The sequence below is a fragment of the Pseudomonas sp. B3G-3 genome (genome assembly GCF_028640915.1).
Lineage (GTDB): Bacteria > Pseudomonadota > Gammaproteobacteria > Pseudomonadales > Pseudomonadaceae > Aquipseudomonas > Aquipseudomonas chlororaphis_I.
In genome coordinates this window covers 79,280-103,088 of sequence record NZ_JAQZAB010000134.1, presented here as the reverse complement: position 1 = coordinate 103,088, position 23,809 = coordinate 79,280, and the positions used below count along the sequence as shown (strand labels likewise).

Below are 23,809 nucleotides of genomic sequence, written 5' to 3'. Positions count from 1 at the left end.
ACGGCAATGCCAGCCCCCTAGGACCACACAGGCTGCGAATAAATCGCTGCCCAAGCGGTTATTAATCGTCCACGGCATCGAGGAATTCGTCTACCACGGGCATCTCGCCCAATCGTGACGGGATGTTAAGACCGAAGTGCAGATAGGCATGCCGGGTCACCACACGGCCCCGCGGCGTACGCATGATATAGCCCTGCTGGATCAGATAGGGCTCGAGTACGTCCTCGATGGTGTGCCGCTCTTCGCTGATCGCGGCCGCCAGGCTGTCGACCCCCACCGGCCCGCCGTCGAACTTCTCGATCATGGTCAACAACAGGCGCCGGTCCTGGTGGTCGAAGCCACGCTCGTCGACATCCAGCAGGTTCAACGCCAGATCGGCGATGGGCTTGGTGATGTGGCCCTTGGCACGAACCTCGGCAAAGTCCCGCACCCGACGCAACAAACGGTTGGCGATACGCGGCGTGCCGCGGGCGCGCCGGGCGATTTCGAAGGCGCCGTCCGGGTCCAGCGGCAAGCCGAGAATGCCGGCGGAACGCCCGACAATGGTCGCCAGGTCCGCGGTGCTATAGAACTCCAGGCGCTGGACAATGCCGAAGCGATCGCGCAGCGGGTTGGTCAACATGCCCGCGCGAGTCGTCGCCCCCACCAGGGTGAACGGCGGCAGGTCGAGCTTGATCGAACGGGCCGCTGGCCCTTCGCCGATCATGATGTCCAGCTGGAAATCTTCCATGGCCGGGTACAGCACTTCCTCGACGATCGGCGACAGACGATGGATCTCATCGATAAACAGTACGTCGTTCGGTTCGAGATTGGTCAGCAGCGCCGCCAGGTCCCCGGGGCGCTCCAGCACCGGGCCCGAGGTGCTCTTGATCGACACCCCCATTTCCTGGGCAATGATGTTGGCCAGCGTGGTCTTGCCCAGCCCCGGCGGGCCGAAGATCAGGGTGTGGTCCAGCGACTCGTTGCGCCCGCGGGCAGCCTGGATGAACAGCTCCATTTGCTCGCGCACCGTCGGCTGGCCGATGTATTCGGCCAGGCTGACGGGGCGAATCGCACGGTCCTGGACTTCCTCGCGCTCACGGGGGCCCGTGGCGGCGATCAGACGATCTGCTTCTATCACTTAAATCATTCCCTTCAGGGCGCGGCGAATCATGTCTTCACTGCTCAGGCCTTTTTCCTTGATCGCGGAAACCGCCTTGCTGGCTTCCTGCGGCTTGTAGCCCAGGGAGATCAAGGCACTGACCGCATCGGTCTCGGCACTGGCCACCGGCATCGGCGCATCCGGCTGGTTCGGCACCAGGGCAAACATGCTCGGCACGGTTTCCCAGGCCTTGAAGCGGTCCTTGAGCTCGACCAGCAGACGCTCCGCGGTCTTTTTACCGACCCCCGGCACCTTGGTCAGCGCCGAGGTGTCCTGTGCTTGCACGCAACGCACCAGTTCGTCGACCTCCAGGCTGGACATCAGCGCCAGCGCCAGTTTCGGCCCTACGCCATTGAGGCGAATCAGTTCGCGAAAGAAGTCCCGCTCGCGCTTGCTGGCAAAGCCATAGAGTAACTGGGCATCTTCACGCACGACCAAATGGGTGTGCAGGGTGAGCGGTTCACCGACCGACGGCAGGCGGTACAGGGTGGTCATGGGGACTTCCACCTCGTAACCCAGACCGTTTACATCGAGAATCAGGTGCGGCGGCTGTTTTTCAGCCAGGGTGCCGCGCAAGCGTCCAATCACGTTTCAGATCCTTAGCTCAGGCCAGAACAGGGGCCGGCGGGTCACAGAGCGAAGATCCGGGCCGGGCAGACAGGCGCGGGATGCTCCACTCATCAAATGTTTGCGCAGATGCTATCAGAGACGCAGGCGGCCGCCACGACTGCGTGCGGTACCCAGGCCGTGGGGCAGCAGGCTGGAACGGGTGTGGGCATGACAGATGGCAATCGCCAGGGCGTCCGAAGCGTCGATCTGCGGCTTGCTGGTCAACTTGAGCAAGTGCATGACCATCATTTGCACCTGTTCCTTGTTGGCCCCGCCGGTGCCCGCCACGGCCTGCTTGACCTGAGTGGCGGTGTATTCGGCGATTTCCAGGCTTTCCTCGGCCCCCGCCACAATCGCCGCGCCACGGGCCTGGCCCAGTTTCAGGGCCGAGTCGGCGTTACGCGCCATGAACACCTTTTCAATGCCCATGGTCACCGGACCGTAGGTCTGAATGACCTCACGAACCCCGCGATAGACGATTTGCAGCCGCTCATGCAGCTCGCCGGCGCCCGTGCGAATACAGCCCGAAGCCACGTACACGCAGCCACGCCCGGTATCACGTACCACGCCGTAACCGGTGATGCGCGAACCCGGGTCGATACCAAGAATAAGAGTCATAACGCCTGCAAAGAGAAAATTCGGTTGCCTAAGGTAACGCTGGGAGAAGCTGGAGAAACAAAAAATCGCAGCCTTCGACAGCTCCCCTACAGGTACAGCGTAACCCTGTGTGTAAAGGGGGGAAACCGCCGAAGGCTGCGATCTTTTATCGTGCTATCAGCATCAGCCGAGTTGCTCGGCCACCGACTGGGGAATATCCGCGTTGGAGTAGACGTTCTGCACATCGTCCAGGTCTTCGAGCATGTCGATCAGCTTGAGGATCTTCTCGGCGCCTTCCAGGTCCAGCTCGGCGCTGGTGGTCGGCTGCATGACGATTTCCGCGTCGTCGCCCTTGAAACCGGCCTCTTCGAGTGCGTTGCGTACCGCATAGAAGCCAGTGAACGAGGTAAACACATCGATCGAGCCGTCTTCGTGAACAACCACGTCATCGGCGTCGGCTTCCAACGCCGCATCGGTCAGTGCGTCCTCATCGACGCCCGGTGCAAAGCTGATCTGCCCCTTGCGCTCGAACAGATACGCCACCGAACCGTCGGTACCCAGGTTGCCGCCACATTTGCTGAACGCATGGCGCACGGCCGCTGCAGTACGGTTGCGGTTGTCGGTCATGCATTCGACCATCACCGCCACGCCGCCCGGGCCATACCCCTCATAGGTCAGCTCTTCGACATTGTCGGCCTCGGTCGCACCAGCGCCACGGGCAATGGCGCGATCGATGATCTCGCGGCTCATGTTGGCGCCCAGGGCCTTGTCCAGGGCCAGACGCAAACGCGGGTTGGAACCGGGTTCGCCACCGCCCTGGCGAGCGGCGACCGTCAGCTCACGGATCCACTTGGTGAAAATCTTGCCTCTCTTGGCATCCTGACGCTCTTTGCGGTGCTTGATGTTCGCCCACTTGGAATGACCTGCCATAACGCGCTCCAAATTCTCTTTGAAACAATGCCCGCAACGCCTGTAACGGCGGGCGGGCAACAAATATCTCGACCCAATAGAAAAAGGCGCATCCGCAGATGCGCCTTCAGGTCGGCCTTACTCAGCCTTTGGCTGTTCGCGCAGGCGGATGTGCAGCTCGCGCAGCGCCTTGGCGTCGACCAGGCCAGGAGCCTGGGTCATCACGCAAGCAGCGCTCTGGGTTTTCGGGAAGGCAATCACTTCACGGATCGACTGGGCGCCGGTCATCAGCATCACCAGACGGTCCAGACCGAACGCCAGGCCGCCGTGCGGCGGTGCGCCGTACTTCAGGGCGTCCAGCAGGAAGCCGAATTTCTCTTCCTGTTCCGCTTCATCGATGCCCAGCAGACGGAAGACCGCCTGTTGCATTTCCTTGCGGTGGATACGGATCGAACCGCCGCCCAGTTCGGTGCCGTTGAGCACCATGTCGTAGGCACGGGACAGTGCGGTCGCCGGGTTGGCTTCCAATTCTTCCGGCGAACACTTCGGCGCGGTGAACGGGTGGTGCAGCGCGGTGAAGCTGCCGTCGTCGTTCTCTTCGAACATCGGGAAGTCGACGACCCACAGCGGAGCCCATTCGCAGGTCAGCAGGTTCAGGTCGTGACCGAGCTTGATCCGCAGCGCGCCCAGGGCCTCGCTGACGATCTTGGCCTTGTCGGCGCCGAAGAACACGATGTCGCCGTCGACCGCACCCACGCGATCGAGGATCACGTTCAGGTTGGCTTCCGGGATGTTCTTGACGATTGGAGACTGCAGACCGTCAACACCATTGGCGCGTTCGTTGACCTTGATGTAGGCCAGGCCCTTCGCGCCGTAGATGCCGACGAACTTGGTGTAATCGTCGATCTGCTTGCGCGGCATGCTCGCCCCGCCAGGAACGCGCAAGGCGGCGATACGGCATTTCGGATCGTTGGCCGGGCCGCTGAACACCTTGAATTCGACTTCCTTGAGCTGGTCGGCAACATCCACCAGCTCCAGCGGGATACGCAGGTCCGGCTTGTCGGAACCGTAGCGACGCATGGCCTCTTCAAAGGTCATGTGCGGGAACTCGCCGAATTCCAGATCCAGCACTTCCTTGAACAGGTTGCGGATCATGCCTTCGGTCAGGCCCATGATGTCTTTTTCATCGAGGAAGCTGGTTTCGATGTCGATCTGCGTGAACTCAGGCTGACGGTCGGCACGCAGGTCTTCGTCGCGGAAGCATTTGGCGATCTGGTAGTAGCGGTCGAAGCCGGCGACCATCAGCAGTTGCTTGAACAGCTGTGGCGACTGCGGCAGAGCGAAGAAGCTGCCAGCGTGGGTACGGCTCGGCACCAGATAGTCACGCGCGCCTTCAGGGGTGGCACGGGTCAGGATCGGGGTTTCGACGTCGAGGAAACCGTTCTCGTCCAGGTAGCGACGGATGCTGGTGGTCATGCGCGAGCGCAGACGCAGCTTCTCGGCCATTTCCGGACGGCGCAGGTCGATGAAACGATAGCGCAGGCGGGTTTCTTCGCCCACGTCGGAGTATTCGTTGAGTGGGAACGGCGGGGTTTCCGCTTCGTTCAGCACTTCCAGCTGGTAGCCCAGGACTTCGATCATGCCCGAAGCCATGTTGGCGTTGCCGGCACCGGCTGGACGCAGGCGCACCTTGCCGGTGATCTTGACCACGTATTCGCTGCGCACACGGTCGGCGGCGGCGAAGGTTTCAGCGCGGTCCGGGTCGAACACCACCTGGGCCAGACCTTCACGATCACGGATATCGAGGAAGATCACCCCGCCATGGTCGCGACGACGGTGGACCCATCCGCAAAGGGTAACTTCCTGACCTTCCAGGCTTTCGTTCAGTTGGCCGCAATAATGGCTGCGCATCATGGTAGTGGTTTCACTTCTCGTAATTCGAAATTCGATGGGAGGCCTTGCGCACCTCGGGGTACCGGATAATGCAAGAGCTCGCGCGTGTCGTTCAACTTAATCAGCTTTGTCGCCACCGGCCAGGTTCTTCTTGGCGCCGGTCTTGAAGTCGGTCTCATACCAGCCCGAACCGCTGAGGCGGAAACCTGGCATGGACAGCATTTTTTTCAGCTCGGGCGCCTGGCAGGCAGGGCAATCGACCAACGCAGGCGCGCTGATCTTTTGAATGGCTTCCAGCTGATGACCACAGGAAGCACATTGGTAGTCGTACATGGGCATGAGAGCGTCTCGGCGTACTTAACGTCTGGCTTAACCCGTGCCGAGGCCCGGGTTATATAGCAAAGGGCGGGATTATATCCATTAAATCGGCCCTGTGCAGCCGTATGACGGCACCGATAGACCACCGCCCGCCGAAACGAAGCCAGCACTCCGCTGCCATACCCCAGCCATCGGGCCTGAGGGCGAACCGCCATGATCGGACGACAAGTCATGCCCCATAAAAGCAAATGGCGCCGATAACGGCGCCATTCGGTCTGCGGGATTATTGCTCGCTCAACAGCGAGCGCAGCATCCACGCGGTTTTCTCATGCACCTGCATCCGCTGGGTCAACAGGTCCGCGGTGGGTTCGTCGCTGACCTTGTCGATGATCGGGAAAATGCCACGCGCAGTGCGGGTCACCGCTTCCTGCCCCGCCACCAGTTGCTTGATCATCTCATCGGCGCTTGGTACGCCCTCTTCTTCCTTGATCGAAGAAAGACGCGCGTAGATGGAATAGGCGCCTGGCGCCGGGAACCCCAGGGCGCGGATACGCTCGGCGATCAGGTCCACCGCCAGCGCCAGTTCGTTGTACTGCTCTTCGAACATCAGGTGCAGCGTACGGAACTGCGGGCCCGTGACGTTCCAGTGGAAATTATGGGTCTTCAGATACAGCACATAAGTATCTGAAAGCAGGCGAGAGAGCCCCTCCACGATGGATTTGCGATCTTCTGCGCTGATACCGATATCGATTGCCATGTCTATCTCCGTTAGCACATTGAATTCAACAGGTCAGGTACCGGACCACTCTAGCAAGACTACCCTGCACCCGCAGCCCGGGATTGCCCGAGACCGTGCGACAGATTGCCCCCCCGAGCGGGCGACCAGTACCTACAAGAAAGCCCACGCCGGTTGTGACCCACCTGAGAAGCCACCGTTCCCGATTTCTTAGATGCTGGCTCTCTAGAACAAGGCTTTGCCCGATAGTCCGGTATTCCCTCAGGACAATCAGGACTTTCGCCTCCACCCGGCCACAGCACCTGATTTGAGAAGGCCTGGGCTTTGCTGTTAAATAGAGGCCGTGTCGCTGTTGCCTATTTCTCGGCTTCAGCGCATAGGCTGATCCCGCGCACGTGCTCACCGCCTCCCATTGTTCAGAAGCGAACCGTGCACGCTCAGCTCTTCCTTGTGATCCGTCTTAACGTGAGTTCATTAAAATGTTGAAAATCGTCCACCTGCTAACGGGCGCAGCAGCCTTGCTGCTGTCCTTTATCCCTAGCCTGCGATCCGAAGCCGTTCCCTTCCTGCAACAACCCGATGCTCTTTACCTGGCCTTTTTCGGCCTGCTCAACCTGACACTGGCTCCGGTTATCCCCTACTGGAACAAAGGCCCGCGTCACCAACTGCAAAACCTGGTCAGCGCGCTTCTGGTGCTGGCGGTGGTCTTGCAGACCTTGACCCTGCTGGCACCGATGCCGGTTATCGCAGGTCAACCAGCTGTACTGTTCAGCCTGGTGACCGCGGCGATTGCCGTTCTTCTGCACCTGGCCGTCAGTTTCTACAAATCGTCTCCTTCGGCTAACACTTCGCAAACCTACGACATGAGCAATCGCGATACCGGCACCGTCAAGTGGTTCAACACTTCGAAGGGTTTCGGCTTCATCTCTCGCGACTCCGGCGATGACATCTTCGTGCATTTCCGCGCCATCCGTGGCGAAGGTCACCGCGTCCTGGTGGAAGGCCAGCGCGTGGAGTTCTCCGTCATGAATCGTGACAAGGGCCTGCAAGCCGAAGACGTGATTGCGGCACTGCCACGCCGCTGATTCACGCCCATAAAAAAACCGCGACGCAGCCAGGCTGCTCGCGGTTTTTTATTGCCTGGACGGCAGACCGTCCGGCGCTCAGTAATGTGGCGGCGGAGCCTCTTCTTCGAATGACTCGAACTGCCCCACCATTTCCTCCTGACGCTTGAGCAAAGCGGCCATCTGCAACTGCAGACGCTCGACCACCCGCTGCTGCCCTACCAGCACGTCGTTCAGGGCTTGAATGGTGTCATCCTGAAAAGCCAATCGGCTTTCCAGATCGGTTACCCGTTCTTCCAGGCTCATGACTCAGCCCTCCAGAAACTTGAAATCATCGGTCAGTACCAGTCGTAACCGCTCACGAATCACGGCCACCTGTTCGGCGTCGTAGGGCTTGGCAGGCAGCTTGCCCCATACCGGAGCAGGCCAGGCCGCGTCGTCGCGCTTGCGAACGATAACGTGCATGTGCAACTGGCTGACGACATTACCCAGAGTCGCCACATTCAACTTGTCCGCATCGAACGAGTCTTTAAGCAACTCCGCCAGCGCCGTGGTTTCTCGCCACAGTTGCTGCTGGTCCGCGTCATCCAGTTGAAACAACTCGCGGATATCTTCCCGGCGCGGTACCAGGATGAACCACGGGTAATTGGAATCGTTGGACAACAGCAGCCGGCAAAGGGGGAAATCCCCAATGGGCAATGTGTCTTGTTGAAGTCGTGGATCTAAAGCGAACACCGCGCGCACTCCCGCTCAGCTCATCAAGTTTCAGCTTAGCGAACGCCATGACCGGCTGCCCGCCAAGCGACAGAACGGCAGCATACCTGCGAAAGCTCTTGCGTTCATCGCTCTGCTGCGCAGATCCGCCTCAACACTCATCCTAGATGCCACACGTCAGAGCGCCCCGACCTGGAACATTTTCCGGCGGGCTGCACCATGACAGAACGAAGCTCATAAAAAACAAGGAGAAAACCGCGAAAGAGCCCCTTCCCTGCGCATTCTTCCAGTGCCCGACGCCACATGATGACTGAGCTGCATCAAGAAACTTTTGCACCAAAATCTCACAGTGCGTCTACGCTCAGTGCGTTGACCATCCGCCATCTACTCACTCACCAGGGTGAACCGGTAACGTTTTGGAATGGCATACGTTTTTTTCAGGGAGCAACACCAGGAGGACAGGGAACGTCAAGCCCAAACAAAACGACCTTAAAACCACTGTTTTATGCGGTTTTTACAGCCTGAAGGGCTATCGCCGAAAAAAAATCGGTGCCTTCGCGTTTTGTGCACGCTTGTTGCATTCACACCCATATTGTCCCAGGGAGAAGCCATCGAAAAACGGCCTTTCCTGAGACTAATAACAATAGTGGCAAGGCTGCCCCATGGAGATTTGACTGCTTGACCAAAGTTCTTTTTGTTCCAGGTTCAAGCCTTCGAAAACAGCGCTGAAGTTGTCAGTCCGGATACATGCGGACTGCGGATTTGCGACATTGATCGAGCATTTTGCGACAGGGTCGTAAAGAAGCTGAAAGGACTGATACGCAAGTATCGCCAACATTGTCGGCGTGATATAAGTTTGCGCCGACACAAAAAGAAAGAGCCGCCCAGATAACAAAACAGGTGGGGCGGCAGTACTCTTCTAAAAACCAAAGGAGCAAATCACGATGCGCGTGATGAAGTGGAGCATGATCGCACTGGCAGTTGCAGCAGCAGCCAGTACTCAAGTGGCTACGGCCGCACCTTTTGTAAGTGACCAATCTGAAGCCAAAGGCTTTGTTGAAGACGCAAAGTTCGACGTACTGTTGCGTAACTATTACTTCAACCGTGACAACAAAGACCACAGCAACGATCAGAAAGACTGGACCCAGGGCATCTGGGGCAACTTCAGCTCTGGTTACACCCAGGGTACCGTAGGCGTCGGCGTCGATGCATTCGGTTATCTGGCGATCAAACTGGATGGCGGCGATGGCACTGGCGGTACCGGCAACATGAGCCGCGACTCCGATGGCGACGTCAATAACAGCCAGGGCAAAGCAGGCGCGGCCGTCAAATTCCGCGTATCCAAAACCGAGTTGAAAGCCGGCGACATGCAGCCAAGCACCTCCCCCGTGTTTGCGGTCGGCGGTTCCCGTATCCTTCCTCAAACTGCCAGCGGTTTCCAACTGCAGAGCAGCGAGATCAAAAACCTTGATCTGGAAGCTGGTCACTTCTATTCGGCCACCAGCCAGGACTCCAACGCTCGTAACGGCAATTTGTATGCAAACTACGCCGGTGTGGCAGCCAACAGCATCGATTACTTCGGTGGCAAGTACGGCATCACCGACAACCTGAGTGCATCGCTCTACGGCGCCAAGCTGGAAGACATCTGGAACCAGTACTACGCCAACCTGAACTACACCATCCCGATGGGTGGCGATCAGTCGCTGAACCTGGACGGTAACATCTACCGTACCACCGACGCCGGCAGCGCCAAGGCGGGCGACATCAGCAACACCACGTTCTCCCTGGCAGCCGCTTTCTCGTTCCTGAGAGCACACACCATTACCGTCGCGTTCCAGAAGGTCAATGGTGACACTCCGTTCGACTACATCGGTGTCGGTGGCCACGATTCCTCCAGGCGCGGTGCCAACCGCGGCGGCGACTCGATCTTCCTCGCCAACTCCATCCAGTACTCTGACTTCAACGGCCCGAACGAGAAGTCCGCACAGATCCGTTACGATCTGAAGATGGCTGAGTACGGCATTCCTGGTCTGAGCTTCATGACCCGCTATGTCAAAGGCTGGGATATCGATGGCACCGGTCTGGCTGCCAACAGCATGTACCGTAATAAAGACACCGGTGCTCCGCTGTACGGTGCCGATGGCAAACACAACGAGACCAACTTCGAAGCCAAGTACGTTGTTCAGTCTGGCCCGGCAAAAGATCTCTCCTTCCGCGTTCGTCAAGCTTGGCACTTCGCTAACAGCGACCAAGGTGAAGGCGATATCAAAGAGTTCCGCCTGATCGTCGACTACCCACTGTCGATCTTGTAATAGCGGTTACTTAGCGAGTAATAAAAAAGGCCCATCATTCGATGGGCCTTTTTATTGGGGCTGGCGACTCGCTGAAGCTCCGGTTATCGACAGTTCATTGTTACAACCAGGTTTCAAACTCTCCCCAGCGAGCAGGGCATTAAAGCCTGACCATTCGATCAGACTCTTAACCCCTATCCCCCTTACTTACTCAAACAGCCGCTTCCTGAACCACACGAATCACTCGTTGTGGAAACGGAATATCGATACCCGCTTCCTTCAAGCGATCACGGGACAACTCGTTGAAGCGGAACATCACGTCCCAGTAATCCGCGGTTTTCACCCAGACACGCAGGGAAAGGGTGATGGCGCTGTCACCCAGCATGGAAACCACCGCCACTGGCTCCGGATCGGCCAGCACGCGCTCGTCCTTGGCCAGGTCCAGCAGGACCTCACGGGCCTTTTGCAGATCAGCCTCGTAGTTCACACCCACATCGAAGATCACTTTGCGGGTCAGCTGGCGGTTGTGGTTGGTGATGATGCCGTTGGACAGGTTGCCGTTAGGCACGATGACTGTCTTGTTGTCACCGGTACGCAACACCGTGTGGAAGATCTGGATGCTGTCGACCGTGCCGCTGATGCCCTGGGCTTCGATCACGTCGCCGATGCGGAAAGGACGGAACAGCAGGATCAGCACACCACCAGCGAAGTTGGCCAGGCTACCTTGCAAGGCCAGGCCGATGGCCAGGCCCGCCGCACCGATCGCGGCAACGAACGAAGTGGTTTCGACACCAATCATCGAGGCCACGCTGACAATCAGCAGCACCTTGAGAATGACGTTCGCCAGGCTGCTGATAAAACCCTGCAGGGCCTGGTCGGCATTACGCAGCGCCAGTAGCTTGCCGACTTTTTGCGTCAGACTGTTGATCAGCCACCAGCCGATGGCCAGCGTGATGACGGCCAACAGTACCCGACTGCCGTATTCCATGATCATCGGAATCCAGGCTTGGGAAGCCTTGACCAGGTTGTCCACTTCAGCATTCAAATCCATCTATCTCTCCTGATTCCCGGCGGTCGGGCATACAAAAAACAAGGGTGAAACGAGTGGTTCCATGGAGGCGCAATCGTTTCCGCCCATTACTCGGGCCTCGGACGCCAATAAGCTCGCGAGGTTCCCGAAAAATCCGATCAGTCGCGGAAGTTGTTGAACTGCAGCGGCATGCCGAACTCTTTCGCGCGCAGGGCGGCGATGGCTTCCTGCAGATCGTCGCGCTTCTTGCCGGTCACCCGTACCTGCTCGCCCTGGATCGCAGCCTGAACCTTCAGCTTGGCGTCCTTGATATGGGCAACAATCTTTTTCGCCAGTTCTTTGTCGATGCCTTCCTTGAGGGTCGCTTCCTGCTTCATCACCTTGCCCGAAGCGTAAGCGTCCTTGACCTCAAGGCACTGCACATCGATCTTGCGCTTGACCAGGGCCAGCTTGAGGATCTCGATCATCGCTTCCAGCTGGAATTCAGCTTCAGCGGTGAGGTTGACGGTGAGTTCCTTTTCCTTGAACTCGAAACTGCCCTTGCCCTTCAAGTCATAGCGGCGGTCCAACTCCTTGACGGCGTTTTCCACGGCGTTGGTGACTTCGTGTTTGTCCAGTTCGGATACCACGTCGAACGACGGCATGTAATTTCTCCAATAAAAAAGGGGCGCAGCTCGATAAAGATGGAGCACGCCCGGTTTGCGGTTAAAATCCGGGCTCATTATAACGGGTCTTTCCCCTCCTTCACTGCGAGCCGCGCATGCGCCTGCCAAACCGAGCACCACGCTGATGTCGACTACCTGGCACATTCTGGGCGCGGGCAGCCTCGGCACCCTCTGGGCGACACGCCTGGCCCGGGCCGGCTTGCCGGTACGCCTGATCCTGCGCGACCAGGCTCGCCTGCAGGCCTATCAGGCCGCGGGCGGACTGACGCTGGTGGAACAGGGACAGGCCAGTTTCCATGCCATTCCCGGCGAAACCGTCGATAGCCCTGAGCCCATTGCCCGCCTGCTGGTGGCCTGCAAGGCCTATGACGCGCAACAGGCCGTCAGCCAGTTGGTCGCGCGCCTGGCGCCCGATGCCGAACTGATCCTGCTGCAGAACGGCCTGGGCAGCCAGGACGCCGTGGCCGCCCAGGTGCCGCAGGCCCGCTGCATTTATGCCTCGAGCACCGAAGGCGCCTTTCGCGACGGCGACTGGCGCGTGGTGTTCGCCGGTCATGGCTACACCTGGCTGGGGGACGCCAGCCACCCCACCGCGCCCTTCTGGCTCGACGACCTGAGCGCCAGCGGCATCCCCCATGAATGGAGCGCGGACATCCTGACCCGCCTCTGGCGCAAGCTGGCGCTCAACTGCGCGATCAATCCCCTGACGGTCCTGCATGACTGCCGCAACGGCGGTCTGCTGCAGCATCATTGCGAAGTGGCGATGCTGTGCGTCGAGTTGAGCGAACTGCTGGAACGTTGCGGCCAGCCCGCCGCAGCCGAGAACCTGCAGCAGGAGGTGGAGCGGGTGATCCAGGCGACCGCCGCCAACTACTCCTCCATGTACCAGGACGTCGCCAGCCGGCGCAGGACCGAAATCAGCTACTTATTGGGGCATGCCTGTGACGTTGCCACCAGGCACCAGTTGCACCTGCCCAACCTCAGCCGCCTGCGCCGGCTATTGGTGGAACACCTGCAACAGCGCGGATTGCCCAGCGACTGAGCAGCGGCTACGCTGCCCACGTGTTCCTCTCTAGCGACGTCCCCGATGCCATTGCGCCAGCGCCTTGAAAACCTGCCGGTCGGCCAAAAACTGCTGGCCGCCTTGCTCGTCCTGCTGATTACCGTACTGCTGGTCGCCAACCTGACCTTTATCAGCGCCGCCTACTGGATCTCCCAGGAAAGCATGGCACCGCAAGCCTTGCAGACCATCGGCCGGCTGGTGTCCAACCCGACCCTGGCCGAGCAGGCGCTGGATTCGCCACAAAACGCCGAGAAGCTGCTCAACGAACTCAACAGCTACTCCCCCCTGCGCGCCGCAGCGATCTATGACGGCAAAGGCACGCGCCTGGCCCAACTGCAACATGGCGAACGCCTGAGCCTGCCGGAGCGCTATCGGCATATCGAAGCCTGGCAACTGACCGAATTTCGCAGCAACCAGATCATCACCCTGCCCCGCGCCGGCCAGCCCCCCGGCCACCTGTTGCTGGTGGCCAGCAGTGAACTGCCGATGGCCTTCTACACCGGCACCCTGACCGCGAGCCTGGGTATCCTGATCTTCAGTGTGCTGCTGTGGTTGATCATTGCCCGGCAGATCAAGCGGCTGATCACCCAACCCATCCACCAGCTGGAAGAACTGTCCCGACAAGTGACACGCGAGGAAAACTATTCCCTGCGCGCCGCCCGCGGCAACCACGATGAAATCGGCAGCCTGGCCGAGGCCTTCAACACCATGCTGTCGCGCATCGAAGCGCGAGAACAGCAACTCAAACGCGCCCGTGACGATTCCCAGGCGGCCTATGACCAGGCCCAGGGTTTGGCCGAAGAAACCCGCCACACCAACCGCAAGCTGGAACTGGAAGTCCAGGTGCGCAGCAAGATCGAAAAGAAACTCACCGGCTTCCAGAACTACCTCAACAGCATCATCGACTCGATGCCCTCGGCCCTGATCGCCCTGGACGAGCAGCTCTATGTCACCCAATGGAACCAGGAAGCCAGCGCCCTCTCAGGCACGCGCCTGGACGAAGCGCTGAACCAGCCGATCTTCCTCGCCTTCGAACCACTCAAGCCGTTCCTGCCGCAACTCAAGGAAACCGTGGAGCAGCATACGGTCACCAAGGTCGAGCGGGTCACCTGGGTCAAGGACGACGAGGCCCGGCATTACGCCCTTACCTTCTACCCGCTGATGGGCGGTGCCGGGCGCGGCGTGGTGATCCGGATCGACGACATCACCCAGCGCCTGTCCCTGGAAGAAATGATGGTGCAGTCGGAAAAAATGCTCTCCGTGGGAGGGTTGGCCGCCGGCATGGCCCATGAAATCAACAACCCGCTGGGAGCGATCCTGCACAACGTGCAGAACATTCGTCGGCGCCTGTCACCCGAGCTGCCGAAGAACCTGGAGCATGCCGAGCAGCTGGGCATCGAACTGGAAACCGTCAACCATTACCTGCAGAGCCGCGAAGTGCCGCAACTGCTCGACGGCATCCAGCAGGCCGGCGCCCGGGCGGCGAAGATCGTGACCCATATGCTCAGCTTCAGCCGGCGCAGCAACCGGCAGATGGCGCCTTGTGACCTGCCGGCGTTGATCGACCAGGCCGTGGAAATTGCCGGCAACGACTTCGACCTGGCCATAGGCTTCGACTTCAAGGGCCAGGCCATCATCCGCCAGTTCGACCCGCAACTGGGGCCGGTGCCCGGTACCGCCAACGAACTGGAACAGGTCCTGCTCAACCTGCTGAAAAACGCCGCCCAGGCCATTCACCAGCGGGTAGACGACAGCGAACCCGGGCGCATTATCCTGCGTACTCGGCTGAACCCGCCCTGGGCGGAAATCCAGGTCGAGGACAACGGCATCGGCATGAGCGAAAACGTGCGCAAACGGACCTTCGAGCCGTTCTTCACCACCAAGGAAATCGGCCAGGGCACCGGCCTTGGGCTGTCGGTTTCGTACTTCATCATCACCAACAATCACAAAGGCCAGATGGAAGTGCAGTCGACGCAGGGCCAGGGCACATGCTTCACCTTGCGTTTGCCACTGGCGGGCAGTCAGCCGCCACCACTGGAACATCCCCCACTGGAGAGGTAAGCATGGGCTTTCGCTTGTCGAAGATTTACACCCGCACCGGCGACAAAGGCGAAACCGGGCTGGGTGACGGGCGCCGGGTTCCCAAGGACCATCCGCGGGTCGAAGCCATCGGCGAAGTCGATACGCTGAACAGCCAGCTCGGGTTGCTCCTGGCCGGGCTGATTGAACAGCGCACCGAGCATCCGGGTTTGCAGGAATTGATCGATGTCCTGGCGCCCTGCCAGCACCGCCTCTTCGACCTGGGTGGTGAGTTAGCCATGCCGGTGTATCAGGCACTGAATGCCACGGAAGTCGAACGCCTGGAAGCAGCTATCGATACCTGGAACGAAGAGTTGGGGCCGCTGGAGAATTTCATTTTGCCGGGCGGTTCGGCCTTGATCGCCCAGGCTCATGTTTGCCGCAGCCTGGCGCGCAGTACCGAGCGACGTTGCCAGCACTTGAATGCCGTGGAACCGCTGGAGGGGGTCGGCCTGGCCTACATCAATCGCCTGTCCGACTTGCTGTTCGTGGCGGCGCGCCTGATTGCCAAGCGCCAGGGGATCGCCGAGATTCTCTGGCAGGCGGCGGCGAAACCCGAATAGCAGGCGCCTTTACCCTCTCTGATCACCAGCAAGCCCGCTCCTGCAGCTTATGCAGGAGCGAACCGGCCGGTGACTGGCATCAGGGCCAGAACGCGCGAATCCCCGCCACCCCTTGCGCCCCGGCCTGCCAGGCCTGCTCGCGCTGGTCCGGACCGACGCCGCCCAGCAGGTACACCGGTTTGTTGAAACCGCTGATCAGTCGGGCGGCCTGCTCCCAACCCAGCGGCTGCGCATCAGGGTGGGTCTGGGTCGGCTGGACCGGCGACAGCGTCACGAAGTCCACATCCATCTGCTGCGCCAAGGACAGCTCTTCAGCGTCATGGCAGGACGCCGCCAGCCAGCGCTCCTTGCCAAAGGGACGCCCGGCGCTGGCATATTTGCGCAGCTGCGCCGAGGTGATATGCCAGCCCGCCGAGGGGAAGTCCCCCAGCCATTCGAACGGCCCCTTGAGCATCAATTGCGCCTTGCCCGCGCACAGGCCAACCGCATCCACCGCCAGGTCGCGGTATTGCGGGTCGTAGCCATTGGGCGCACGTAGCTGGATCAACCTGCTGCCATCGGCAATGGCCTTCTGCATGCCCCGCAACAGCGCCGGCGTTTCCAGGCCTTCCGGGGTGATCAGGTATTCGCTTGGCAAGCGCGCTGCCGCCACGATCGGCTGGTTGGCCGCCGGGAACTCGTAGTTCTCCAGCTCGCGGGCCGTGACCCAGGCCAAAGGCTGGCCCTCGGCGCCATGGGGCTCGCCGGTAAAGGCGGAAACTTCCCAGACATCCAGCAACACCTGCTTGTCCGGGTAGTCATGCTGCACCTTGATCAATGGCCGCGCCCGGGACACCAGAATGCCCAGCTCTTCCTGCAGTTCACGGGTCAGCGCCGCTTCCACCGCCTCGTCCGCTTCGACCTTGCCGCCGGGAAACTCCCAGAGGCCGCCCTGATGCTGGGTATCGGCACGTCGGGCAATCAGGATCCTGCCGTCGGCATCACGGATAACGGCCGCCGCCACATGTACTCGTTTCACCGCACTACTTCCTCTAAACCGGCTTTCTGCCAGGCCTTGAAGGCTGGCCATTGATAGATCGTTTCAACATAGGCTGCATCGACAGCCGGCAGCGCCACCCGATAGGTGCGCAGGCGCACGGCGATCGGCGCAAAAAAGGCGTCCGCCAGGCTGACCCGGCCAAACAGGAAAGGTCCTGGCTCGGTCGCGGCCGCGCGACACTCGGCCCACAAGGCCAGCATCCGCTCGATATCGGCCTGGGCTTCGGGTGGCATGGGCGACAGCGCAGCATCGCGGCTCAGGTCGAACGGCAGGTTGCCGCGCAGGCCGAAGAAACCGCTGTGCATCTGCGCACAGGCCGAGCGGGCCTGGGCACGGGCGGCCACATCGCGCGGCCAGAGCTCGGCTTCGGGGAAACGCTCGACCAGGTATTCGGCAATCGCCAGGGAATCGGCGATGGTGCCGTGTTCGGTCTTCAGCAACGGGACTTTGCCGGTCGGCGAATGCTTGAGAATCCGCTCGCGGGTATCGGGCTGGTTCAGCTTGATCAGTTCTTCGGTGTAAGTCGCGCCGGCCAGCTCAAGCGCCAGGGCGGCGCGCAGCGACCAGGAGGAATAGAGTTTGTCGCCGATGATCAGGTGAAGATTCATGTCGGGCACCTTTCAGAGGAGATGGAGGCCATGGGCCTCCATCGCGAGCAGGCTCGCTCCTACACGTGATGCGTCGCGTCCATGTAGAAGCGAGTAGCGGTGTATCAGGTACGGTATTCCGCGTTGATTTTCACGTACTCGTGGGACAGGTCGGTGGTCCAGATGGTTTCGCTGCAATCACCGCGTCCCAGCTCGATGCGGATGGTGATTTCTTCCTGCTGCATCACCGCCGCGCCCTGGGCTTCGGTGTAGCTGGCGGCGCGCGCGCCACGGCTGGCGATACAGACTTCGCCGAGGAAAACGTCGATCTTGCTCACATCCAGGTCCGGCACGCCGGCACGACCGACAGCGGCCAGGATACGCCCCCAGTTCGGGTCGGACGCGAACAGCGCGGTCTTGATCAACGGCGAATGGGCCACGGTGTAGCCAACATCCAGGCACTCCTGGTGATTGCCGCCGCCGTTGACTTCGACCGTGACGAACTTGGTCGCCCCTTCGCCGTCACGCACGATGGCCTGGGCCACGTCCATGCACACTTCGAATACCGCCTGCTTCAGCGCGGCGAACAGCGGGCCGCTGGCCTCGGTGATTTCCGGCAGGGCTGCCTGGCCGGTGGCGATCAGCATGCAGCAGTCGTTGGTGGAAGTATCGCCGTCGATGGTGATGCGGTTGAACGACTTGTTGGCGCCGTCCAGCAGCAGGTTCTGCAGCACTTCACGGGAGACTTTGGCGTCAGTGGCGATGTAGCCGAGCATAGTCGCCATGTTCGGGCGAATCATGCCCGCGCCCTTGCTGATACCAGTGACAGTGATGGTCACGCCGTCGTGCTGGAACTGGCGGCTGGCCCCCTTGGGCAGAGTGTCGGTGGTCATGATGCCAGTGGCCGCGGCGGCCCAGTTGTCCACGGACAGGTCGTCCAGTGCAGCCTGCAGCGCGCCTTCGATCTTCTCGACCGGCAGTGGCTCGCCGATGACCCCGGTGGAATACGGCAGTACGGCGCTGGCATCGACGCCCGTCAGCTCGGCCAGCTTGGCGCAGGTGCGGGTCGCGGCGGCCAGGCCTGGCTCGCCGGTACCGGCGTTGGCGTTGCCGGTGTTGGTCAGCAGGTAACGCACAGGGCCTTGCACACGCTGCTTGGCCAGGATCACCGGGGCGGCGCAAAACGCGTTCAAGGTGAACACACCAGCCACCGTGGAACCTTCGGCACAGCGCATGACCACAACATCCTTGCGCCCCGGGCGCTTGATGCCCGCCGAAGCGATACCTAGTTCAAAACCGGCAACCGGGTGCAACGTTGGCAAAGGACCAAGACCAACAGCCATGAATGCGCTCCTCTTTAACCTGATGTGTGCACTGCCATCGCGAAAGGCAGGGCGGCGAATGGAAAAACGCCGCGACGGCTGATGCCGGTCGCGGCGCAGGTATTTCAGTGTCTGGCGAAAATCTTAGTTGATCTGACCGTGACAGTGTTTGTACTTCTTGCCCGAACCGCAGTAGCACAGTTCGTTGCGGCCCAGTTTCTGCTCGTTGCGTACCGGAGCGGAGGCCAGGGCCACGTCGACATCGACGCCCTCTTCCAGCGCTTCCGGCTGCTCAAGGCCCGGAGCTTCGGCGTGCTCGAACTGCATGCGCTGAGCCAGTGCCTCGGCTTCCTGGCGCAGGCGCGCCTCTTCCTCGATCGGATCCTCGCGACGAACCTGAACGTGCGACAGCACGCGGATCGAGTCGCGCTTGATGGAATCCAGCAGTTCGGAGAACAGGGTGAAGGACTCGCGCTTGTATTCCTGTTTCGGGTTCTTCTGCGCATAACCACGCAGGTGAATACCGTGACGCAGGTGATCCATGGTCGACAGGTGGTCTTTCCACAGGTCGTCCAGGACGCGCAGGACGATTTGCTTCTCGAAGGTGCGCAGTGCTTCGGCACCGGCCTGGTCTTCTTTCTCGTTGTACGCCGCCACCAGCTCGTTCAGCAGTTTCTCGCGCAGGGTTTCTTCGTACAGGTGATCGTCTTCGTCGAGCCATTGCTGGATCGGCAGGGTCACACCGAAGTCGCTCTGCAACGCCGCTTCCAGACCGGCCACGTCCCACTGCTCAGGCAGCGATTGTGGAGGGATGTGCGCGCTGACGGTGGCGTTGAGCACGTCCTGGCGGAAGTCGGAGATGGTCTCGCCGATGTTGTCCGCGGCCAGCAACGTGTTACGCATGTGATAGATCACTTTACGCTGTTCGTTGTTGACGTCGTCGAACTCGAGCAGTTGCTTGCGAATGTCGAAGTTGCGGCCTTCTACCTTACGCTGGGCCTTTTCGATCGCGTTGGTCACCATGCGGTGCTCGATCGCTTCGCCGGACTGCATGCCCAGGGCCTTCATGAAGTTCTTCACCCGGTCGGAGGCGAAGATGCGCATCAGGCTGTCTTCCAGGGACAGGTAGAAACGGCTGGAACCGGCGTCGCCCTGACGACCGGCGCGACCACGCAGCTGGTTGTCGATACGGCGCGATTCGTGACGCTCGGACGCGATCACCTGCAGGCCGCCGGATTCCAGCACCTGCTGGTGACGCTTCTGCCAGTCGGCCTTGATCTGGGCAATCTGCTCGGGGGTCGGGTTTTCCAGGGAGGCGACTTCGACTTCCCAGTTACCGCCCAACAGGATGTCGGTACCGCGACCGGCCATGTTGGTGGCGATGGTCAGGGCGCCCGGACGGCCGGCCTGGGCAATGATTTCCGCTTCTTTTTCGTGGAACTTGGCGTTCAGGACCTTGTGCTCGATGCCTTCCTTCTGGAGCAGGTTGGACATGTGCTCGGAAGTTTCGATGGTCGCGGTGCCCACCAGAACCGGACGGCCCTGGGTCATGCATTCCTTGATGTCGTTGATGATCGCGGCGTATTTCTCGTCCGCGGTCAGGAACACCAGGTCGTTGTAGTCTTTACGCGCCAGCGGCTTGTTCGGCGGGATGACCATCACCTGCAGACCGTAGATCTGATGGAACTCGAAGGCTTCGGTATCCGCGGTACCGGTCATGCCGGACAGCTTGGTGTACAGACGGAAGTAGTTCTGGAAGGTGGTCGACGCCAGGGTCTGGCTTTCGGCCTGGATGTTGAGGTTTTCCTTGGCTTCGATGGCCTGGTGCAGGCCTTCGGACAGACGGCGGCCCGGCATGGTACGACCGGTGTGCTCGTCCACCAGGACCACCTGGCCATCCTGGACGATGTACTCGACGTTGCGGTTGAACAGCTTGTGTGCGCGCAGACCGGCATACACGTGGGTCAGCAGGCCCAGGTTGTGCGCCGAGTACAGGCTCTCGCCTTCCGCCAGCAGGCCGACCTGGGTCAGCATCTCTTCGATGAACTGGTGACCGGCTTCGTTGAGTTCGACCTGGCGGGTCTTCTCGTCGACGGTGAAGTGACCGGCCTTGGTGACCTCGCCTTCCACTTCCTCGATGTGCTGCTCAAGGCGCGGGATCAGCTTGTTGATCTCGGTGTAGAGCTTGGAGCTGTCTTCGGCCTGGCCGGAGATGATCAGCGGGGTACGGGCCTCGTCGATCAGGATCGAGTCGACTTCGTCGATCACGGCAAAATTGAGCTCGCGCTGGAACTTGTCTTCCATGCTGAAAGCCATGTTGTCGCGCAGGTAGTCGAAACCGAATTCGTTGTTGGTGCCGTAGGTGATGTCGGCGGCGTAGGCGGCGCGCTTCTCTTCCGGCGGCTGGAACGGCGTGACCACGCCGACCGTCAGGCCGAGGAATTCATAGAGCGGGCGCATCCAGTTGGCGTCGCGGCGGGCCAGATAGTCGTTCACCGTAACCACGTGCACGCCCTTGCCGGACAGCGCGTTGAGGTAAACGCCCAGTGTTGCCACCAGGGTCTTGCCTTCACCGGTACGCATTTCGGCGATCTTGCCTTCATGCAAGGTCATGCCGCCGATCAACTGTACGTCGAAGTGGCGCATACCCATGACCCGCTTGCCGGCTTCGCGGGCGACCGCAAAGGCTTCGGGAAGCAGTTTGTCGAGGGATTCACCTTTGGCTATGCGGGCCTTGAACTCTGCAGTCTTGGCGCGCAACTGATCGTCCGAAAGGGCCACCATTTGCTCTTCGAAGGCATTGACGATCTGTACCGTCTTGAGCATGCGTTTGACTTCACGCTCGTTCTTGCTTCCAAAAAGTTTCTTTAACAAAGGCGCAAACATATCGGCAGGATCTTCCACACATAGGGATGGAGGGCGGCCCCGTGAGTCGCCCGTGCAGCCCTCATGGCCGCATGCGAACGAGTATTCTACCCGGAAACGATGGTGAGGAAAGTGGCGTTATTCCACGATGCTGGTACAGCGCTGTGACGGGGCCCACTTACAATAAGGCCTTTTGCGCCAGTTTCAACCCGGACGAGTACGAAGTTAACCATTGATTTAATGGATAAAGCCTCGTCGCAGCGATGAACGAGGTCAGGCCGGCGCTTTCTGCTACCATGGCGGCTCTGTAACTTCAGGTGTCTGATCATGGCATTTCGCCCTCTTACGGCCAGAGCACCCGCCGTACTCCTTCGCGAAGCCAAGCCTCTCAAAGCCATACTCGGCCACGCCCAGCGCCTGGCGCACTTGCAGCGCCTGCTGGAAAGCCAGTTGCAACCGGCCGCGCGCGAGCACTGCCATGTTGCCTCCTGGCGCGAAGGCAGCCTGCTGCTGATCGTCACCGACGGCCATTGGGCGACGCGCCTGCGTTATCAGCAAAAACGCCTGCAACGTCAGCTTTTGGAGTTCAATGAGTTCAACAATCTGACGCGAATCCTGTTCAAAGTGCAGCCTCCCACCGTGCAACGCGGTGCGACCGGGCACACCATGGACCTGTCGAGCAACGCCGCCGAGACCATTCAGGCCACTGCCGACGGCATCACCGATCCCAACCTGCGCGCCGCCCTGGAGCGCCTGGCCAGCCACGCCAAATCACGGACGTAACTGGCCAACCGCCGATCAGCGGCGCTTGCTGCCACCCAGCAGAGACCCCATCAGCCCACGCACCAGCTGCCGCCCCAATTGATTGGCGGCCTGGCGCATGGCGGACTTCAGGGCCTGACCGGCGGCGGTACCGAGGAACTCGCCAGCCCGATCGGTAAAGCTCGGCTCCTCGGCGGCCGGTTTGCCTGGCGCAACCTCGGCCTCCGGTGCCAGGCCCTTGCGTCCCATCAGCACTTCATAGGCCGACTCGCGGTCGACCGGCTTGTCATAACGGCCGACCAACGGCGAACTGTTGATCAGCGCCGCACGCTCGGCCTCGGTCAACGGCCCGATGCGCGACTGCGGCGGTGCCACCAGCACTCGCTGGACCATCTCCGGCGTACCTTTTTCCTGCAGGGTACCGACCAGCGCCTCGCCAATCCCCAGCTCGGTGAGCACCGACAGGGCATCGAACGCCGGGTTCGGCCGGAAGCCGTCCGCCACGGCGCGCAAGGATTTCTGTTCCTTGGCGGTGAATGCCCGCAAGCCGTGCTGGACGCGCAGCCCCAGTTGCGCCAGCACGTCGTCCGGCAAGTCGCCTGGCGACTGGGTGACGAAGTACACGCCCACGCCTTTGGAGCGAATCAGCCGTACCACCTGCTCCAGCCGCTCCTGCAACGCCTTGGGCGTGCCGGCGAACAACAGGTGGGCTTCGTCGAAAAACAGCGCCAGCAGCGGCTTTTCCGCATCGCCGCGCTCCGGCAGTTGCTCGAACAGCTCGGCCAGCAGCCACAACAGGAAGGTCGCATAGACCTTGGGCGCCTCGTGCACCAGGCGGCTGGCGTCGAGCAGGTGAATCCGCCCGCGCCCGTCACTGGCCGGCTGCAGGATGTCTTCCAGTTGCAGGGCCGGCTCGCCGAACAGGGCTTCGGCGCCCTGCTGCTCCAGGGTGGCCAGCCGCCGCAACAGGGCCTGGCTGGAGCCGGTGGTCATCAGCGCCGCGTCATCCCCCAGCAGCTGCGGGTTGTCCTTGAGGTGGTTGAGCAACGCCTTGAGGTCTTTCAGGTCGAGCAGCAACAGGCCTTCGCGGTCAGCCACCTTGAATGCCGCATACAACGCCGATTGCTGGCTGTCGGTCAGTTCCAGCAGGCTGCCCAGCAGCAGCGGGCCCATTTCGCTCAGGGTGGTCCGCAGCGGGTGCCCGGACTGCCCGTGAATGTCCCACAACGTGACCGGATAAGCCTGGGGCTTGTGGTTCAGCCACGGCATCCCGGCAATACGTTCGGCAACCTTGCCCTGGGGATTGCCCGCGGCGCCCAGGCCACACAGGTCACCCTTGATGTCCGCGGCGAACACCGCGACACCGGCATCGCTGAAAGTTTCTGCCAGCCGTTGCAAGGTGACGGTTTTCCCTGTCCCGGTAGCGCCTGCCACCAGCCCGTGACGATTTGCCAGGCGCATGGCCTGGGCAATCGGTTGCCCCGCGAGATCGGCACCGATAACGAGTTGCGATGAATCCGGCATTTTGTCACCCATGGTTAATCTTTAGCCTTGACCGGCCG

Annotated in this window: 22 protein-coding genes; 6 read left to right on the top strand and 16 right to left on the bottom strand. The window is 60.8% G+C overall.

The window, feature by feature from the left end; translation table 11 throughout:
* Positions 1-61: 61 nt before the first annotated feature.
* The 7 genes from ruvB to PVZ80_RS31915 all read right to left on the bottom strand — a co-directional run bounded on the left by ruvB (position 62) and on the right by PVZ80_RS31915 (position 6,224).
* On the bottom strand, positions 62-1,120 hold the full coding sequence (gene ruvB / locus PVZ80_RS31945) for a Holliday junction branch migration DNA helicase RuvB (protein ID WP_009050468.1): 1,059 nt from the start codon (positions 1,118-1,120) through the stop codon (positions 62-64).
* Positions 1,121-1,729: a Holliday junction branch migration protein RuvA gene (ruvA, locus tag PVZ80_RS31940; protein WP_009050469.1), complete on the bottom strand. Its 609-nt coding sequence runs from the start codon at positions 1,727-1,729 to the stop codon at positions 1,121-1,123.
* A 114-nt stretch (positions 1,730-1,843) separates the two neighbouring features.
* Positions 1,844-2,368: a crossover junction endodeoxyribonuclease RuvC gene (gene ruvC / locus PVZ80_RS31935; protein WP_007931118.1), complete on the bottom strand. Its 525-nt coding sequence runs from the start codon at positions 2,366-2,368 to the stop codon at positions 1,844-1,846.
* Between the two features lie 162 nt (positions 2,369-2,530).
* On the bottom strand, positions 2,531-3,277 hold the full coding sequence (locus PVZ80_RS31930) for a YebC/PmpR family DNA-binding transcriptional regulator (RefSeq protein ID WP_273865010.1): 747 nt from the start codon (positions 3,275-3,277) through the stop codon (positions 2,531-2,533).
* 117 nt (positions 3,278-3,394) lie between these two features.
* A complete protein-coding gene (gene aspS, locus PVZ80_RS31925; RefSeq protein ID WP_009050470.1) occupies positions 3,395-5,170 on the bottom strand; it encodes an aspartate--tRNA ligase in 1,776 nt (591 codons plus the stop codon).
* Between the two features lie 96 nt (positions 5,171-5,266).
* Positions 5,267-5,488, bottom strand: a complete 222-nt coding sequence (locus tag PVZ80_RS31920; RefSeq protein WP_007931131.1) for an FmdB family zinc ribbon protein — start codon at positions 5,486-5,488, stop codon at positions 5,267-5,269.
* 262 nt (positions 5,489-5,750) lie between these two features.
* Positions 5,751-6,224: a Dps family protein gene (locus PVZ80_RS31915; RefSeq protein WP_009045289.1), complete on the bottom strand. Its 474-nt coding sequence runs from the start codon at positions 6,222-6,224 to the stop codon at positions 5,751-5,753.
* 458 nt (positions 6,225-6,682) lie between these two features.
* Here PVZ80_RS31915 and PVZ80_RS31910 point away from each other — a divergent pair, with 458 nt between their 5' ends.
* A complete protein-coding gene (locus PVZ80_RS31910) occupies positions 6,683-7,288 on the top strand; it encodes a cold-shock protein (RefSeq protein ID WP_009050471.1) in 606 nt (201 codons plus the stop codon).
* Between the two features lie 78 nt (positions 7,289-7,366).
* Here PVZ80_RS31910 and PVZ80_RS31905 read toward each other — a convergent pair whose 3' ends face one another.
* Complete coding sequence (locus PVZ80_RS31905) at positions 7,367-7,573, bottom strand: SlyX family protein (protein ID WP_009050472.1); 207 nt, start codon at positions 7,571-7,573, stop codon at positions 7,367-7,369.
* 3 nt (positions 7,574-7,576) lie between these two features.
* On the bottom strand, positions 7,577-8,002 hold the full coding sequence (locus PVZ80_RS31900; protein WP_028683237.1) for an HIT family protein: 426 nt from the start codon (positions 8,000-8,002) through the stop codon (positions 7,577-7,579).
* Positions 8,003-8,925: 923 nt separating this feature from the next.
* Here PVZ80_RS31900 and PVZ80_RS31895 point away from each other — a divergent pair.
* The gene (locus tag PVZ80_RS31895; RefSeq protein WP_101283288.1) at positions 8,926-10,293 is read left to right on the top strand and encodes an OprD family porin; all 1,368 of its coding nucleotides are present in this window, start codon (positions 8,926-8,928) and stop codon (positions 10,291-10,293) included.
* Between the two features lie 190 nt (positions 10,294-10,483).
* On the opposite strand, the gene PVZ80_RS31890 is transcribed toward PVZ80_RS31895, so the two are convergent.
* Positions 10,484-11,323: a mechanosensitive ion channel family protein gene (locus tag PVZ80_RS31890; protein ID WP_009050475.1), complete on the bottom strand. Its 840-nt coding sequence runs from the start codon at positions 11,321-11,323 to the stop codon at positions 10,484-10,486.
* 137 nt (positions 11,324-11,460) lie between these two features.
* Positions 11,461-11,946 (bottom strand): YajQ family cyclic di-GMP-binding protein, encoded by a 486-nt coding sequence (locus PVZ80_RS31885; RefSeq protein WP_007931144.1) that lies wholly within the window; start codon positions 11,944-11,946, stop codon positions 11,461-11,463.
* Positions 11,947-12,091: 145 nt separating this feature from the next.
* Between PVZ80_RS31885 and PVZ80_RS31880 the strand changes: the two genes are divergently transcribed.
* The 3 genes from PVZ80_RS31880 to PVZ80_RS31870 are packed head-to-tail and all read left to right on the top strand — an operon-like array spanning position 12,092 to position 15,672.
* Positions 12,092-13,009, top strand: a complete 918-nt coding sequence (locus tag PVZ80_RS31880; protein WP_038634690.1) for a putative 2-dehydropantoate 2-reductase — start codon at positions 12,092-12,094, stop codon at positions 13,007-13,009.
* Positions 13,010-13,054: 45 nt separating this feature from the next.
* On the top strand, positions 13,055-15,091 hold the full coding sequence (locus tag PVZ80_RS31875) for a sensor histidine kinase (protein ID WP_159299117.1): 2,037 nt from the start codon (positions 13,055-13,057) through the stop codon (positions 15,089-15,091).
* 2 nt (positions 15,092-15,093) lie between these two features.
* On the top strand, positions 15,094-15,672 hold the full coding sequence (locus tag PVZ80_RS31870; RefSeq protein WP_009050478.1) for a cob(I)yrinic acid a,c-diamide adenosyltransferase: 579 nt from the start codon (positions 15,094-15,096) through the stop codon (positions 15,670-15,672).
* Positions 15,673-15,751: 79 nt separating this feature from the next.
* On the opposite strand, the gene PVZ80_RS31865 is transcribed toward PVZ80_RS31870, so the two are convergent.
* From PVZ80_RS31865 to secA, 4 genes are all read right to left on the bottom strand, one after another.
* On the bottom strand, positions 15,752-16,690 hold the full coding sequence (locus tag PVZ80_RS31865; protein ID WP_159299118.1) for a Nudix family hydrolase: 939 nt from the start codon (positions 16,688-16,690) through the stop codon (positions 15,752-15,754).
* Positions 16,687-17,319, bottom strand: a complete 633-nt coding sequence (locus tag PVZ80_RS31860; RefSeq protein WP_028683242.1) for a glutathione S-transferase — start codon at positions 17,317-17,319, stop codon at positions 16,687-16,689. Before PVZ80_RS31860 ends, PVZ80_RS31865 begins: the two co-directional genes overlap by 4 nt.
* A 104-nt stretch (positions 17,320-17,423) precedes the next feature.
* A complete protein-coding gene (argJ, locus tag PVZ80_RS31855; RefSeq protein ID WP_016703382.1) occupies positions 17,424-18,641 on the bottom strand; it encodes a bifunctional glutamate N-acetyltransferase/amino-acid acetyltransferase ArgJ in 1,218 nt (405 codons plus the stop codon).
* Between the two features lie 123 nt (positions 18,642-18,764).
* The gene (gene secA, locus PVZ80_RS31850; protein WP_009050482.1) at positions 18,765-21,506 is read right to left on the bottom strand and encodes a preprotein translocase subunit SecA; all 2,742 of its coding nucleotides are present in this window, start codon (positions 21,504-21,506) and stop codon (positions 18,765-18,767) included.
* Between the two features lie 306 nt (positions 21,507-21,812).
* Here secA and PVZ80_RS31845 point away from each other — a divergent pair, with 306 nt between their 5' ends.
* Complete coding sequence (locus PVZ80_RS31845; protein WP_009050483.1) at positions 21,813-22,268, top strand: DUF721 domain-containing protein; 456 nt, start codon at positions 21,813-21,815, stop codon at positions 22,266-22,268.
* Between the two features lie 15 nt (positions 22,269-22,283).
* Here PVZ80_RS31845 and PVZ80_RS31840 read toward each other — a convergent pair whose 3' ends face one another.
* Entirely contained in the window at positions 22,284-23,771 is a 1,488-nt protein-coding gene (locus tag PVZ80_RS31840; protein WP_009050484.1) for a helicase HerA-like domain-containing protein, read from the bottom strand.
* Positions 23,772-23,809 lie beyond the last annotated feature (38 nt).

What these genes read in the sequence shown, in the direction of transcription:
- PVZ80_RS31885 (WP_007931144.1), bottom strand. Translation starts at nt 11,946, where the DNA reads ATGCCGTCGTTCGACGTGGTATCCGAACTGGACAAACACGAAGTCACC.
- PVZ80_RS31840 (WP_009050484.1), bottom strand. Translation starts at nt 23,771, where the DNA reads ATGCCGGATTCATCGCAACTCGTTATCGGTGCCGATCTCGCGGGGCAA.
- PVZ80_RS31875 (WP_159299117.1), top strand. Translation starts at nt 13,055, where the DNA reads ATGCCATTGCGCCAGCGCCTTGAAAACCTGCCGGTCGGCCAAAAACTG.
- PVZ80_RS31860 (WP_028683242.1), bottom strand. Translation starts at nt 17,319, where the DNA reads ATGAATCTTCACCTGATCATCGGCGACAAACTCTATTCCTCCTGGTCG.
- PVZ80_RS31910 (WP_009050471.1), top strand. Translation starts at nt 6,683, where the DNA reads ATGTTGAAAATCGTCCACCTGCTAACGGGCGCAGCAGCCTTGCTGCTG.
- PVZ80_RS31845 (WP_009050483.1), top strand. Translation starts at nt 21,813, where the DNA reads ATGGCATTTCGCCCTCTTACGGCCAGAGCACCCGCCGTACTCCTTCGC.
- PVZ80_RS31930 (WP_273865010.1), bottom strand. Translation starts at nt 3,277, where the DNA reads ATGGCAGGTCATTCCAAGTGGGCGAACATCAAGCACCGCAAAGAGCGT.
- aspS (WP_009050470.1), bottom strand. Translation starts at nt 5,170, where the DNA reads ATGATGCGCAGCCATTATTGCGGCCAACTGAACGAAAGCCTGGAAGGT.
- ruvC (WP_007931118.1), bottom strand. Translation starts at nt 2,368, where the DNA reads ATGACTCTTATTCTTGGTATCGACCCGGGTTCGCGCATCACCGGTTAC.
- secA (WP_009050482.1), bottom strand. Translation starts at nt 21,506, where the DNA reads ATGTTTGCGCCTTTGTTAAAGAAACTTTTTGGAAGCAAGAACGAGCGT.
- PVZ80_RS31905 (WP_009050472.1), bottom strand. Translation starts at nt 7,573, where the DNA reads ATGAGCCTGGAAGAACGGGTAACCGATCTGGAAAGCCGATTGGCTTTT.
- PVZ80_RS31895 (WP_101283288.1), top strand. Translation starts at nt 8,926, where the DNA reads ATGCGCGTGATGAAGTGGAGCATGATCGCACTGGCAGTTGCAGCAGCA.
- PVZ80_RS31915 (WP_009045289.1), bottom strand. Translation starts at nt 6,224, where the DNA reads ATGGCAATCGATATCGGTATCAGCGCAGAAGATCGCAAATCCATCGTG.
- PVZ80_RS31890 (WP_009050475.1), bottom strand. Translation starts at nt 11,323, where the DNA reads ATGGATTTGAATGCTGAAGTGGACAACCTGGTCAAGGCTTCCCAAGCC.
- PVZ80_RS31920 (WP_007931131.1), bottom strand. Translation starts at nt 5,488, where the DNA reads ATGCCCATGTACGACTACCAATGTGCTTCCTGTGGTCATCAGCTGGAA.
- PVZ80_RS31870 (WP_009050478.1), top strand. Translation starts at nt 15,094, where the DNA reads ATGGGCTTTCGCTTGTCGAAGATTTACACCCGCACCGGCGACAAAGGC.
- PVZ80_RS31880 (WP_038634690.1), top strand. Translation starts at nt 12,092, where the DNA reads ATGTCGACTACCTGGCACATTCTGGGCGCGGGCAGCCTCGGCACCCTC.
- argJ (WP_016703382.1), bottom strand. Translation starts at nt 18,641, where the DNA reads ATGGCTGTTGGTCTTGGTCCTTTGCCAACGTTGCACCCGGTTGCCGGT.